Genomic DNA, 12,208 nt, shown 5'->3' with positions numbered 1-12,208 from the left:
AGTTCAACACATGTCTGAACTTGCAATTGAACGCGAAATCGACCGCTCCAAAATGCAGGTGAGCGACGAAATCGCCATCGAAATCACCAACATGAACAAGTGGTACGGGGCCTTCCACGTGCTGCGCGATATCAATCTGACCGTCAATCAGGGCGAGCGGATCGTGATCGCGGGGCCGTCGGGGTCGGGCAAGTCTACCCTGATCCGCTGCCTGAACGCGCTGGAGGAACACCAGCAGGGCACGATCATTGTGGATGGGACCGAGCTGTCGAATGACCTGAAAAACATCGACAAAATCCGGTCCGAGGTTGGCATGGTGTTCCAGCACTTCAACCTGTTCCCGCACCTGACCATTCTGGAAAACTGCACGCTGGCCCCGATCTGGGTGCGCAAGACGCCCAAGAAAGAGGCCGAAGAGCGCGCGATGCATTTCCTGGAAAAGGTGAAGATCCCTGAGCAGGCCGACAAGTATCCCGGTCAGCTATCGGGTGGTCAGCAGCAGCGTGTGGCGATTGCCCGCTCGCTGTGCATGATGCCACGGATCATGCTGTTCGATGAACCGACATCGGCGCTGGACCCCGAGATGATCAAAGAGGTGCTCGACACCATGATTGAACTGGCCGAGGAAGGCATGACGATGCTGTGTGTGACCCACGAGATGGGCTTTGCCCGCCAGGTCGCCAACCGCGTGATCTTTATGGATGCCGGTCAGATTGTGGAGCAGAACGAACCGGAAGAGTTCTTCAACAACCCGCAGAGCGAACGGACCAAGTTGTTCCTCAGCCAGATTCTGGGACACTAAATTCGGATCAGAAAACCAAGAAGGCGGGGTGTCGACCTCGCCTTTTTCTATTGCAGCAGCTCGCGTGGGATCGTGAAGCCCAGAACCTCACCCTGATGCCATTCGAGCGCATTCCAGTCGGGGATATCGAACCGGACTACAGTCGTTGCACAAGTCGGATAGTCGTAGAATCTCGAATGATCGGGCTGGTTGCGTACCAGCCGATTTGCAAAAGCAGCGATGCCGGGATTATGCCCCAGCATTAGTACGGTATTGCCGGTGGCTGTGGCCAATTCGGCGAACATCTCATCGGGGCCTGTCAGATACAAGGCGGGGGTAAAGCGGATTTCCGGGGTGCTCAGCCCCAGCCTGTCCCACGTTTCCCGGGTGCGCTTGGCGCTTGAGCAGATAACGTCATCCGGCAGCCAGCCATTGCTTTGCAGCCACGCCCCAATCGCGGGGGCCGATTTGCGTCCTCGATTGTTCAACGGGCGGTCGTGATCTTCGGCAAAGGGATCGCCCCAACTGGACTTGGCATGGCGCATTAGGATCAGTGTGCGGGTCATGATCGGTGAAATGCTTTCATGTGATGCGCAGATTGCTCTGGCTGGCGCTCTGCGCCGGCGCTGAGAGGGCAGGCGAGCCGGGCAAGGCAGCCTTTATTCATGCAGCTGTGTCCTGCTTTGGTATCGAGATGATCATGACAGGCTGCCACGTCATAGAAGCTGTGGGTGTTCAATGCCCCAACCGGACAGGTTGTTGCACAAGGCGCGGGGCATTCTGTGCAAGGTGACGATTGAGAAACGGATGGAATTGAGAACTCATCCGCAAAATGCAACGCACCACGGAATGACATCATCATCCCTACCGTATCGTGCACCAGGGCCCCGACCGGACTGCTGAAGGTGCGACCGGACTTAAGTGCCCAGTCAATGAAGGGTGCGTATGGTGGGTCGCCGAACGGATAGTAGGCGGTGCCCCTCATGTCCCGCGCAAGCTGGCCGATCACCCGTCTGGACCAGCGATCAACCGGGTCGGGTTGGCCATCCTGCCACTCAGCCGAGGCCTTCAGAGCGGGCCAGAATGCCCCCGCAGCCCCCAGAAGGATTAGGGTTCCGTCATCAAGTTGCTTTGCTTCACTGGGCCTTGGATGAAGTGCACCCATGACCATAAGACCCACATCCTGAGCAGCTTGTTCAACAATTCGATAGGGTTCGGTGATTGGCATCATTGTTACCGCATTATGCCCGCTCTGCCGCGCCATACCACCTCCGACGTCTCAGTCAGGTCGGATCAGAGAACCGGCACCGTGTTCGGTGAACAGCTCTAGCAGCACCGCATTAGGCGCGCGCCCGTCCAGAATAACGACCGCCCGAACGCCATTATGCAGCGCGTCCAGCGCAGTTTCGGTTTTTGGGATCATACCACCCGCAATAGTGCCTTCACGCGTCATCTCACGAATCTGGCCAGCTTTGAGCTCGGTCACGACATCGCCTGCTGCGTTCTTGACGCCCGCTACATCGGTCAGCAGTAGCAGGCGGTCTGCCTTAAGAGCTGAGGCGATCGCCCCGGCTGCAGTGTCGCCATTCACATTGAAGGTTTCGCCATTCCGACCTGCGCCCAGCGGCGCGATCACAGGGATAACATCATGCGCAAACAGGTCATGCAGGATTTTGGGGTTCATCTCGGACGGTGTGCCGACAAACCCGAGCGAGGCGTCGGTCTGTTCGCACATCATCAAATGGGCATCCTTGCCCGACAGACCCACAGCCATGCCACCCTGCGCATTGATCGCCTGCACGATCCGCTTGTTCACAAGGCCCGACAGGACCATTTCGACCACTTCGACTGTGGCTTTGTCCGTCACGCGTTTACCACCCACAAACTCGGACTGGATATCCAGTTTGTCGAGCATCGCATTGATCATTGGGCCACCGCCGTGCACGACGACCGGGTTTACGCCAACCTGACGCATAAGCACCACATCGCGCGCAAAGCTTTCCATGGCTTCGTCGCTGCCCATGGCGTGGCCACCTAGCTTGATGACGACAATCGCACCGTCGTATCGCTGCAGATAGGGCAGGGCGCTGTTCAATGTGGCGGCGGTGGCGATCCAATCCCGGTTCATATCTCGTGTCTTCATGGCTGAGTGTCCCTCTGGGACCCTGTGTTAGGGCGTTTGGAGGATGGTGCCAAGACCGGATCGCGGAAACAGCCAATCTGAACGGGCCGTACCCGATGGGCGCAGCCCGGCTTCCTTAGCTCATGACTTGGATATTGCTGAACAACGTCACTCCAGATGCGCAATGATCGAACGCAGGGTCGGAATGCCGTCGCCCTTCTCGGATGAGGTCAACACGATCTCGGGGAAGGCCGCAGGATGTTTCGAAAGCGCGGCGCGCACCTGGTCCAGCACTTTTTCCCGGTCTTTTGCTTTGACCTTGTCGGCCTTTGTCAGAACGCACTGAAAGGTCACTGCGCTGGTATCCAGCAGCTTCATGATCTCGGCGTCCACAGGTTTCACCCCGTGGCGCGAGTCGATCAGGACGAAGGCACGGCGCAGGGTCTGACGTCCACTCAGATACTGTTTCAGCAGACGTTGCCATTTTTCCACGACCTTCACCGGCGCGTTCGCATACCCGTACCCAGGCAGGTCGACCAAATAGAGTTCAGGCCCTTGCGTGAAAAAGTTGATTTCTTGAGTACGCCCCGGCGTGTTCGAGGCACGTGCTAACCCCTTGGTGCCCGTTAGCGCGTTGATCAAGCTGGATTTACCGACATTCGAACGCCCGGCGAAACATACCTCCAGCCGATCGGGGGCAGGCAGGCCATCCATGGCAACGACGCCTTTGACGAATTCGGATGGCCCGGCAAACAGCTTTCGACCGGTTTCCGTTGCGAATTCATCTGGCGTTTCAGCTAGTGGAAAGGGAAGTGGGGTCATAGAACCTGAACCTCGTCACCGGTGTGAATGGTGCCGCCTTCCAGAACTTCGGCATAAACGCCAAAATCCTGATGATCCCAGCTGCTCAGCGCACCCAGTGTGTCGGCATCCCGCTCACCCGTATCAGGGTTGGCGGCTGTCGCCAAACACCGCGTGATGCGTTCGCGCACATGAAAAACGGCCTCGCCGATCCGGATGTCGCGGCCAATCCAGTCGAGCTCATTCCACAGCGGCAGGCCATCGAACCAGATATTTCCGCGCCAGCGAGCGATAGAAAGATCCCTGCCTAGCTTCTGCTCGACCGCCCGATGCGACGACATGTTGCACAAACTGATCGAAGGAAAATCGCTGTCCGTCATGCCGCGATTAGCGGCGCGGACAATGCGGGCAGACGCAGCGCGATCTGCAGGCATCAGCGGTTTGACCCAGTCCAGAAAGGTGTCCTGATGCGCGTCGGGCTCAAAGCTTAGATCGGGGCGATTGGGATGGCTCAGCGTGACCGAGTCGCCTTGCAGCTGCGCCGAGATTGCCATCAACTGAGGGGCCTTCGCGCCTCGGCTGAAATTGGCGCAGGGTGCCCATTCCGACCCATCCGCTTTCGACGCCTCATGTGCAACCGCCCAAACACGATCCCCGGGCATGGTATGCCCGGGGATCATGGTAATGCGATCAAGGCGTTCACGCCCGTGACTTTTGATCGGGTGCCGCCAAATGCTGGTGACCGAACCGCTCATTTGTCGTCCGTCTTTGGCGTGCGTTTGAAGCCTGATTTGATGTTGCCGAATACATCGGGCGTATAGCCCTGGCTCCGCATGATCAGGTATTGCTGGGTAAATGTGATCGTGTTGTTCGCGATCCAGTAGACCACCAAACCGCTGGCAAATCCGCCCAGCATGAACATGAACACCCATGGCATCCAGGCAAAGATCATCGCCTGTGTTGCATCGGTCGGTGCCGGGTTCAGTTTCTGCTGCAGCCACATCGAGATACCCAGCAGCAGTGGCAGGATACCGATAAAGATCAGCGCCATGAAGCTTTCAGGCTGCGGTGCCGCCCAAGGCAGCCAACCAAAGAAGTTGAAGATTGAGGTAGGATCCGGAGCGCTGAGGTCCTGGAACGGGCCAAACCATGGGGCTTGACGCAGTTCGATGGTGACAAAAATCACCTTGTACAGCGAGAAGAAGATGGGGATCTGCATCAGGATCGGCAAACAGCCTGCGGCCGGGTTAACCTTTTCCTTCTTGTACAGCTCCATCATGCCTTGCTGCATCTTCTGGCGGTCATCCCCTGCGGCCTCTTTCAAGGCTTCCATCTGGGGCTGCAGTTCCTTCATCTTGGCCATCGAGACGTAGGATTTGAAAGCCAGCGGGAACAGAATCGCCTTGATGATCAGGGTCAGGCCGATGATCGACCAGCCCATATTGCCGATCAGCAGATTGATGTTGTGCAGCAGCCAGAAGATCGGCTTGGTCAGGAAGAAGAACCAGCCCCAGTCGATGCTGTCGATGAATTTCTGGACGCCTTCCGCCTGGTATTCCCGAATGGCTTCCCATTCCTTGGCACCAGCGAACAGGCGTGTGGTCACTTCGGCAGTCTCACCCGGCGCTACAGTCAGCGTCGGCAGCACCGTTTCGGTTTGATAGATTTTGCGGCGCGAGTCATATTTTGCGGCTGCTTTGAAGGTCGAGCCCGGCTCTGGGATCAGCGTGGTCATCCAGTAGTGATCCGTGAAGCCGATCCAGCCATCTTCCTTGACCTGATAGACCTCGGCCTGCGCCCGTTCGTTCGGGTCGATGTCAAAATCGCGGACATCACCATAGTCAACTTCTGACAGCGTGCCGTCCGCCATGCCGATCACACCCTCATGCAGGATGAAGAAGTTTTTCAGGCCCGGAAGGTCGCCGTCTTCACCAATACCGTGGCGTGCAAGAATGCCATAGGGGGCCATGCCCACCTCGGATTGGGTCGCGTTTTCAACCGATTGGGTAACTGTGAACATGTAGTCCTGGTCGACCGCGATGGTGCGGCGGAAAGTCAGGCCATTGCCATTGTCCCAGGCCAGCGTGATGGGGTTGTCTACGCCAAGCGTCTCACCCTCTTCCAATGTCCAGAGCGTGTTGGGGCCCGGGACATCCGCACCTGCAACTCCTGTACCCGGTGCCCAGCCGTAAAGGGCATAGTAAGCCGATTCCGAACCAACCGGAGACAGCAGCTCAACAATAGGCGCGCCTTCTTCGATCGAGACTTTGTAATCTTTCAGAAGCAGCTCATCGATCCGCCCGCCGGACAGGGACAGGCTGCCTTTCAGACGGGGGGTGTCAATGTTGACGCGAGGGGCTTGTTCCTCTGGCAGTGTTTCCTCGGCGGTCGCTGTGGCTTCACCCACGGTGCTGGTCGCGCTGGGTGTTTGCACCTCGTCGCCTTCCAGAGCTGCAATTTCTGCAGCGTCCTGCGTCGTGGTTGATTCCGGCGGTGGGAACAGCACGAACCAGACAAGGATCACCAGAAAGCTGAGCGCGGTTGCAAGGATGAGATTTTTGTTCTGATCGTCCATCGGGGACAGCCACCTTGAGCAGTGAAACACACCCGGTGGGTTCAACAGAGTGCAGCCCCAAAGGTCAAGCGGAATCGCCCGTTGAATCGCCCAGACGCTGGATTTGGCGCACCGTAATTGCAGATTTCATCCCATTTTGCGACCGATCTTGGATGCACCCCTGATCTTGGCACGATGCGCCGCGATCCAATCCAGGGTCTGCTCAAATGGCATTGGCTCTCCAATTCCGAACCCCTGAACGTGGTTACTGCCCAATTGCGCCATCAGCGCGTGCTCGCCGGGCGTTTCCACGCCTTCGGCGAGCGTCTCGAGGTTCAGACGTTCAGCCATGGTCAGAATGGCGCTGACCAGTTGCTGCTGGCTGGGATCTTGATCCGATTTGGTGACAAATGTCCGATCAATCTTGATCCTCGAGACGTCAAACCGCTTGATCGAGGCGATCGAGGCATGGCCGGTTCCAAAGTCATCCAGGTCGATACAGCATCCAAGCGCAGCCATGCCGGTTACATTCCGCGTGATCACGTCATCCGGCCTGCGCGAGAACACGGTTTCCAGAATCTCAACCGCCAGCCGATCCGGTGTCAAATCAAACTGATCCAACTCCCATTTCAGGCGGTCGATCAAGCCGGGATTGCGCAACTCATCGGATGAGAAATTGATACCGATCCGGGGCACAACGCATGCTGCACGATCCCAAGCTTGCATCGCTTTAAAAGCATGGTGACGCATGATTTGGCCTAGCCGCTCCATCAGTTCGGCTTGCTTGGCGAAGGGCAGGAATACCTGCGGGCTGAGAACACCTTTTATTGGATGCTCCCACCTTGCCAAAGCCTCGAACCCTGTGATGTTCCCATTATCCGTTGAAACCTGAGGCTGAAACCAGGGCCGAATCTCTCCATTGTCCAATGCCGCCTCGAACTCTTTTCTCAAATTGGCTCGGACCAGGGATCGCCGACGGGTCCCGGTTGAATAAGCGCGTATGGTCGAGGGACCGCTTCTTTGCGCTTCGGACAGTGCAGCGGTGGCGGCGCCAATCCACTCATCAGCCTCGACCTGTCGCAGGTCTGAATGCAGGCAGAATCCGATTGAGCAGGATTGGTAAACTCCTGTGCCATTCAACAAAAGCGGCTCTTCGACTGCGCTTTGGATGCGGCCAGACATTTGAATGCAGGCTTCCAGATCAAGATGTGGGGAGGGATGCAGGCCAATGAGAAACCGGTTCTGATCGATCTGCGAAAAGATGTCCTGATTTCGGATGATCGACAGGATACGATCACTGAATTGCTGCTTTACATGAGTGGCGGCAGCCTGACCGTGCAGATCCTGAAGCTCGGCATAGCCGTCCAAAGCAATTGCGATACAGGCGGCATTCTCACCTGATTTGCTGACCGATTCACTCAACGCCTCCAACTCTGATTGGAATACGTCATATGGAACCAGGCCGCTGGGGCGCATACCTGAACTGTGGGCTGTATAAGAACGGCTTCCCCAATTTCCGATGACGGCAAAAGCAAGGGGCAAACCCAAAGCCGTGGTAACAAGTGCACGTTCACCGACCAACCAGAAGGCGGCTAAACACGCCGCGGGAATAAATGCCAGAACCTGCGGTCCGGTGAGAAATATCCGCAGCGTTTCGGAACAACGGTCGACAAACAGGAATTTCCGCATAGGTTTTACGGCCTTCAGCTTGGGCTAGGATCGCGCAAGCCAACCGTAGGAAATCAATCTGAGTCAGGCGTTAACGTAACTGGGGAATATCGTCTGAATTTTCGTCTTTTTGAATCGGATCGATCGAAAGATTTGCGAAATCAAACAGTTTTGGGTCCAGAAGATGCGAAGGCCGCGCATTGGTCAATGCCCGAAACATCACTTGTCGCCGGCCGGGGCTGTTCTTTTCCCACTGATCGAGGATCTGCTTGACCTGTTGGCGCTGCAGCCCGTCCTGACTGCCGCACAGATCGCAGGGTATGATGGGATAGTTCATCGCCTTGGCGAATTTCTCGCAATCCGCCTCGGCCACATGGGCCAGCGGGCGATAGACGAACAGATCACCTTCTTCATTCACCAGTTTTGGTGGCATGGTTGCAAGACGACCGCCATGGAACAGGTTCATGAAAAAGGTTTCAAGGATGTCATCGCGGTGATGGCCAAGCACAACTGCGGAACAACCTTCCTCGCGCGCGATACGATAGAGGTTGCCCCGACGCAGGCGTGAACACAGCGCACAATAGGTGCGGCCCTGCGGAACTTTGTCCATCACAACGGAATAGGTGTCCTGATACTCAATCCGATGTGGCACCCCCATACGGTCTAGGAATTCTGGCAGGACTGTTGCCGGGAACCCCGGTTGCCCCTGATCCAGATTGCAGGCCAGAAGATCCACGGGCAGCAGACCGCGCCATTTCAGTTCGTAGAGCACCGCCAGAAGGGTATAGCTGTCCTTGCCGCCCGACAGGCAGACCAACCAGCGGGGTGTTTTACCTTCGGCGGTGCGGTCCACCATGCCGTACTGCTCAATGGCCTCGCGCGTCTGGCGCACGATGCGCTTGCGCAGCTTCTTGAACTCGGTGGTTGAAGGCGCACCGGCAAAAAGCGGATGGATATCGTCGGCTTCATCAAACATGGGCTGGGCCTATCGCAGTTGGGTGAACCGGGCAAGGGTCAGGGTCGTTCGTCGTCGGGCACAGGGTCATAGCCATCGCCACCCCACGGATGGCAGCGCCCGATCCGGCGCGCCGACAGCCATGCGCCCTTGATGGCGCCGTGTTTATCAAGCGCTTCCAGTGCATAGGCGGAACAAGTCGGCTGATAGCGGCAGTTAAATCCAACCCAGGGGCTGAAGATCAACCGGTAGGCCCGGACGGGCAGGGCGAGGAGATGGGCAAAGAGGGTCATTTGCCACCCCCGTGTATTTTGCGCAGCGCATAGCGCAAATCGTCTTTAAGCGCATCAAAGGGCCGTGCAGCGGTAACCTCGGCGCGGCCGATCAACACGTAGTCCCAGCCCGCATGCCCATGAATAGGTAATACGGCTCGCGCGGCTTCACGCAGGCGGCGTTTGGCGCGGTTGCGGGCGACGGCATTGCCGACCTTCTTTGAGCAGGTGAACCCGATGCGAATGCCCGCAGCCTCATCAGCGCCACGTTTACGCGCCTGCACCATCATCGATGCAGTGCCTTGCCGTTTGGCCCGCGCGGCTTTCAGAAAGTCCGAGCGATTCTGCAGTACGGTCAATGATTCAGATGCGCAAACGGACGCCGCCGGGGGCATCACCCTCGGCTGGTTGTTACCATCCTCAGGGGCCTCCGGCGGCGTCATGTTCATAACCTGAAAGGTCGAGCGGCTTATGCGCTCAGCGACTTGCGGCCGCGTGCGCGACGTGCGTTCAGGATTTTGCGGCCGGCTTTGGTAGCCATGCGCGCGCGGAAACCGTGGCGGCGTTTGCGAACCAGGTTCGAAGGCTGATAGGTGCGTTTCATCGCTCCGTCTCCAATCTATAGCGGTGGGTGCGGCGCGGATTCGCCTAGCCCTAGTGTTCGAAGCCCGTCCTCTACTGGGTAGCGGGGGGTAAGTCAAACCCCTAGGTGGGGGTTTTGGTGCGTTTTGCAACAAATCTGTAATCTGCCCGGGCAAAAGATTTCAAAAACCGGGTTCAGAGCGCGTATCCCTCACATTAAGTGCCATAAACATCAAGGCCCCGTGAGGCCTCTGTTGCAGCGCGCGCGGGCGGCGCATGTTGTGGGCAAGATGAATGAACAAGAACCTGCTACCCAGATGAACGAAACCACCAAGATCCCGCGCAACGGGCTGGCACGTCATATCCCTTTGGCGGTGATTCTCGCCGTTGCCGCCGTGGGGTTCTTTGCGCTGGGCGACTATCTGACCTTTGAAACCCTGCGCGACAATCGCGAGGCTTTGCTGGCCTGGCGCGATTCAAACTACTGGGCGATGGCTGCGGCTTTCGTGGGGATTTACATCATTATTGTTGCCTTCTCGCTGCCTGGCGCTGCGGTTGCTTCGATGACCGGTGGGTTCCTGTTCGGGTTGCTTGCAGGAACGGCTTTTAATGTTTTTGCCGCAACCATAGGCGCTTCGACGATCTTTCTAGCCGCACGCTGGGGTTTGGGTGAATCTCTGACCGCCAAGCTTGAAGCCTCGGAAGGGACGGTCAAGAAACTGAAGGACGGGCTGCGTGAGAATGAAATCTCGGTTTTGTTCCTGCTGCGTCTTGTACCTGTGGTGCCCTTCTTCGTTGCCAATCTGGTGCCCGCATTGGTTGGGGTAAAGTTCCGAAACTTCCTGATCACGACGGCGCTGGGCATCATCCCTGGTGGGATTGTCTATACCTGGATTGGTGTTGGGCTGGGTGGTGTCTTTGATCGCGGCGAAACCCCTGATGTCTCGCTGTTATGGGAACCCTTCGTGATCGGGCCAATTATTGGCTTGTGCGCGCTGGCAGCGCTGCCGATTGTCATCAAATCCCTCCGTGGTCGAAAGGGTTCCTGATCCATGCAAGAGTTGAAAACCGATATCCTGGTGATCGGGGCCGGGTCAGGCGGGTTGTCTGTAGCCGCCGGGGCCAGCCAGATGGGTGCGGATGTCATCCTGCTGGAAGGCCACAAGATGGGTGGGGATTGCCTGAACTTCGGCTGTGTCCCATCCAAAGCTCTGATCGCCAGCGGCAAGGCTGCATATGCTCAGGCCCACGCGTCGGCTTTTGGCGTCGCGGATGCGATGCCACAAGTGGATTACGCAGCTGCCAAGGATCATGTGCAGAGTGTTATCGCCCAGATCGAACCCATGGATAGTCAGGAGCGTTTTGAAGGCTTTGGCGTCAAGGTAATCCGGGAGTACGGTCGCTTCATCTCACCCACGCAGGTACAGGCCGGAGATCACCTGATCACCGCCCGTCGCGTCGTGGTGGCCACAGGTTCATCGCCCTTGGTGCCGCCGCTGCCCGGGCTGGATCAAGTACCGTATTACACCAACGAGACCATATTCGACCTGCGCGATAAGCCCGAGCACCTGCTGATCATCGGCGGAGGTCCCATCGGCATGGAAATGGCGCAGGCGCATATCCGGCTGGGCTGCAAAGTGACCGTGATCGAGGGCCTTAGTGCGCTGGGCAAAGACGACCCTGAAGCTGCAGCCGTCGTGCTGAATAGTCTTCGGACTGAAGGTGTCGAAATCCATGAAAACGCCATGGTGTCCCAGATCCGAGAAAATGCAGGCACCATTGAGGTGGTCACTGAGAATGATGAGGTCTACGCGGGCTCTCATCTGTTGCTGGCCGTCGGACGCAAGGCCAATATCGACCGTCTGAACCTCGGCGCTGCCGGGATCGACAGCACGCGGGCAGGCATCAAGGTGGACGACTCTTTACGCACGAGCAATCGCAAGGTCTATGCCATTGGTGATGTTGCAGGTGGGCTGCAATTTACCCATGTCGCCGGATATCATGCGGGGATCATCATCCGCTCTGCCTTATTGGGGCTTCCGTCGAAAGCGAAGACCGCTCATATCCCATGGGCCACCTATACAGATCCCGAACTGGCACAGGTCGGCCTGACCGAGGCACAAGTCCGTGAACAGCATGGCGACGCGGTGGAGGTTGCCCGGTTCGACTATCACCACAATGACCGCGCAGTTTCCGAGCGCAAGACCAAGGGGTTCATCAAGGTGATGGTCGTAAAGGGCCGACCAGTGGGCGCGACAATCGTCGGATATCAGGCCGGAGAATTGATCAACTTGTGGTCGCTGGCGCTGGCCAATAATCTCAAGATGGGTCAGATCGCAGCGATGGTTTCGCCTTACCCAACGGTCGGAGAGCTTAACAAACGTGTGGCAGGGGCCTATTTCTCTCCAAGGCTGTTTGAGAATCAAATGGTTAAAAGAGTGGTCAGGTTCGTCCAGCGCTGGATTCCCTGACC

14 protein-coding genes are annotated in these 12,208 nt (G+C 57.5%); 3 read left to right on the top strand and 11 right to left on the bottom strand.

The window, feature by feature from the left end:
* Nucleotides 1–10 precede the first annotated feature (10 nt).
* Nucleotides 11–802: an amino acid ABC transporter ATP-binding protein gene (locus tag ACRZ9U_RS06525; RefSeq protein ID WP_304621965.1), complete on the top strand. Its 792-nt coding sequence runs from the start codon at nucleotides 11–13 to the stop codon at nucleotides 800–802.
* Between the two features lie 47 nt (nucleotides 803–849).
* Here ACRZ9U_RS06525 and ACRZ9U_RS06520 read toward each other — a convergent pair whose 3' ends face one another.
* From ACRZ9U_RS06520 to rpmH, 11 genes are all read right to left on the bottom strand, one after another.
* Nucleotides 850–1,347, bottom strand: coding sequence for a SixA phosphatase family protein (locus tag ACRZ9U_RS06520; RefSeq protein ID WP_170402764.1), 498 nt, complete (start codon nucleotides 1,345–1,347; stop codon nucleotides 850–852).
* Entirely contained in the window at nucleotides 1,344–2,009 is a 666-nt protein-coding gene (locus ACRZ9U_RS06515) for a ferredoxin (RefSeq protein ID WP_480901467.1), read from the bottom strand. The genes ACRZ9U_RS06520 and ACRZ9U_RS06515 overlap by 4 nt, the downstream gene beginning before the upstream one ends.
* Before the next feature lie 51 nt (nucleotides 2,010–2,060).
* The gene (argB, locus tag ACRZ9U_RS06510; protein WP_170392876.1) at nucleotides 2,061–2,924 is read right to left on the bottom strand and encodes an acetylglutamate kinase; all 864 of its coding nucleotides are present in this window, start codon (nucleotides 2,922–2,924) and stop codon (nucleotides 2,061–2,063) included.
* Nucleotides 2,925–3,071: 147 nt separating this feature from the next.
* Nucleotides 3,072–3,725 carry a ribosome biogenesis GTP-binding protein YihA/YsxC gene (gene yihA, locus ACRZ9U_RS06505; RefSeq protein ID WP_170402761.1) on the bottom strand — a complete coding sequence of 218 codons (654 nt, stop codon included), beginning with the start codon at nucleotides 3,723–3,725 and terminating at the stop codon, nucleotides 3,072–3,074.
* Nucleotides 3,722–4,459, bottom strand: coding sequence for an MOSC domain-containing protein (locus tag ACRZ9U_RS06500; protein ID WP_170402759.1), 738 nt, complete (start codon nucleotides 4,457–4,459; stop codon nucleotides 3,722–3,724). The genes yihA and ACRZ9U_RS06500 overlap by 4 nt, the downstream gene beginning before the upstream one ends.
* Entirely contained in the window at nucleotides 4,456–6,279 is a 1,824-nt protein-coding gene (yidC, locus tag ACRZ9U_RS06495; protein WP_170402756.1) for a membrane protein insertase YidC, read from the bottom strand. The genes ACRZ9U_RS06500 and yidC overlap by 4 nt, the downstream gene beginning before the upstream one ends.
* A gap of 126 nt (nucleotides 6,280–6,405) precedes the next feature.
* Nucleotides 6,406–7,947: a GGDEF domain-containing phosphodiesterase gene (locus ACRZ9U_RS06490; RefSeq protein ID WP_170402753.1), complete on the bottom strand. Its 1,542-nt coding sequence runs from the start codon at nucleotides 7,945–7,947 to the stop codon at nucleotides 6,406–6,408.
* A gap of 70 nt (nucleotides 7,948–8,017) precedes the next feature.
* Nucleotides 8,018–8,902, bottom strand: coding sequence for a tRNA 2-thiocytidine(32) synthetase TtcA (ttcA, locus tag ACRZ9U_RS06485; protein WP_170402750.1), 885 nt, complete (start codon nucleotides 8,900–8,902; stop codon nucleotides 8,018–8,020).
* A 38-nt stretch (nucleotides 8,903–8,940) separates the two neighbouring features.
* Complete coding sequence (yidD, locus tag ACRZ9U_RS06480; protein WP_170402746.1) at nucleotides 8,941–9,174, bottom strand: membrane protein insertion efficiency factor YidD; 234 nt, start codon at nucleotides 9,172–9,174, stop codon at nucleotides 8,941–8,943.
* Nucleotides 9,171–9,596, bottom strand: a complete 426-nt coding sequence (rnpA, locus tag ACRZ9U_RS06475; protein ID WP_170392869.1) for a ribonuclease P protein component — start codon at nucleotides 9,594–9,596, stop codon at nucleotides 9,171–9,173. The genes yidD and rnpA overlap by 4 nt, the downstream gene beginning before the upstream one ends.
* A gap of 26 nt (nucleotides 9,597–9,622) precedes the next feature.
* On the bottom strand, nucleotides 9,623–9,757 hold the full coding sequence (rpmH, locus tag ACRZ9U_RS06470; RefSeq protein ID WP_005980833.1) for a 50S ribosomal protein L34: 135 nt from the start codon (nucleotides 9,755–9,757) through the stop codon (nucleotides 9,623–9,625).
* 268 nt (nucleotides 9,758–10,025) lie between these two features.
* On the opposite strand from rpmH, the gene ACRZ9U_RS06465 reads away from it, so the two are divergent.
* Together ACRZ9U_RS06465 and ACRZ9U_RS06460 are read left to right on the top strand one after the other, a co-directional pair.
* On the top strand, nucleotides 10,026–10,784 hold the full coding sequence (locus ACRZ9U_RS06465; RefSeq protein WP_480503723.1) for a TVP38/TMEM64 family protein: 759 nt from the start codon (nucleotides 10,026–10,028) through the stop codon (nucleotides 10,782–10,784).
* A gap of 3 nt (nucleotides 10,785–10,787) precedes the next feature.
* On the top strand, nucleotides 10,788–12,206 hold the full coding sequence (locus ACRZ9U_RS06460; protein ID WP_170737487.1) for an FAD-dependent oxidoreductase: 1,419 nt from the start codon (nucleotides 10,788–10,790) through the stop codon (nucleotides 12,204–12,206).
* Nucleotides 12,207–12,208: the final 2 nt, after the last annotated feature.

Source organism: Ruegeria sp. D7 (assembly GCF_056534355.1).
This window is presented reverse-complemented; position numbering and strand designations above follow the sequence as displayed.

Coding starts and splice junctions, on each gene's coding strand:
- ACRZ9U_RS06525 (WP_304621965.1), top strand. CDS start 11: ATGTCTGAACTTGCAATTGAACGCGAAATCGACCGCTCCAAAATGCAG.
- ACRZ9U_RS06520 (WP_170402764.1), bottom strand. CDS start 1,347: ATGACCCGCACACTGATCCTAATGCGCCATGCCAAGTCCAGTTGGGGC.
- ACRZ9U_RS06515 (WP_480901467.1), bottom strand. CDS start 2,009: ATGCCAATCACCGAACCCTATCGAATTGTTGAACAAGCTGCTCAGGAT.
- argB (WP_170392876.1), bottom strand. CDS start 2,924: ATGAAGACACGAGATATGAACCGGGATTGGATCGCCACCGCCGCCACA.
- yihA (WP_170402761.1), bottom strand. CDS start 3,725: ATGACCCCACTTCCCTTTCCACTAGCTGAAACGCCAGATGAATTCGCA.
- ACRZ9U_RS06500 (WP_170402759.1), bottom strand. CDS start 4,459: ATGAGCGGTTCGGTCACCAGCATTTGGCGGCACCCGATCAAAAGTCAC.
- yidC (WP_170402756.1), bottom strand. CDS start 6,279: ATGGACGATCAGAACAAAAATCTCATCCTTGCAACCGCGCTCAGCTTT.
- ACRZ9U_RS06490 (WP_170402753.1), bottom strand. CDS start 7,947: ATGCGGAAATTCCTGTTTGTCGACCGTTGTTCCGAAACGCTGCGGATA.
- ttcA (WP_170402750.1), bottom strand. CDS start 8,902: ATGTTTGATGAAGCCGACGATATCCATCCGCTTTTTGCCGGTGCGCCT.
- yidD (WP_170402746.1), bottom strand. CDS start 9,174: ATGACCCTCTTTGCCCATCTCCTCGCCCTGCCCGTCCGGGCCTACCGG.
- rnpA (WP_170392869.1), bottom strand. CDS start 9,596: ATGACGCCGCCGGAGGCCCCTGAGGATGGTAACAACCAGCCGAGGGTG.
- rpmH (WP_005980833.1), bottom strand. CDS start 9,757: ATGAAACGCACCTATCAGCCTTCGAACCTGGTTCGCAAACGCCGCCAC.
- ACRZ9U_RS06465 (WP_480503723.1), top strand. CDS start 10,026: ATGAATGAACAAGAACCTGCTACCCAGATGAACGAAACCACCAAGATC.
- ACRZ9U_RS06460 (WP_170737487.1), top strand. CDS start 10,788: ATGCAAGAGTTGAAAACCGATATCCTGGTGATCGGGGCCGGGTCAGGC.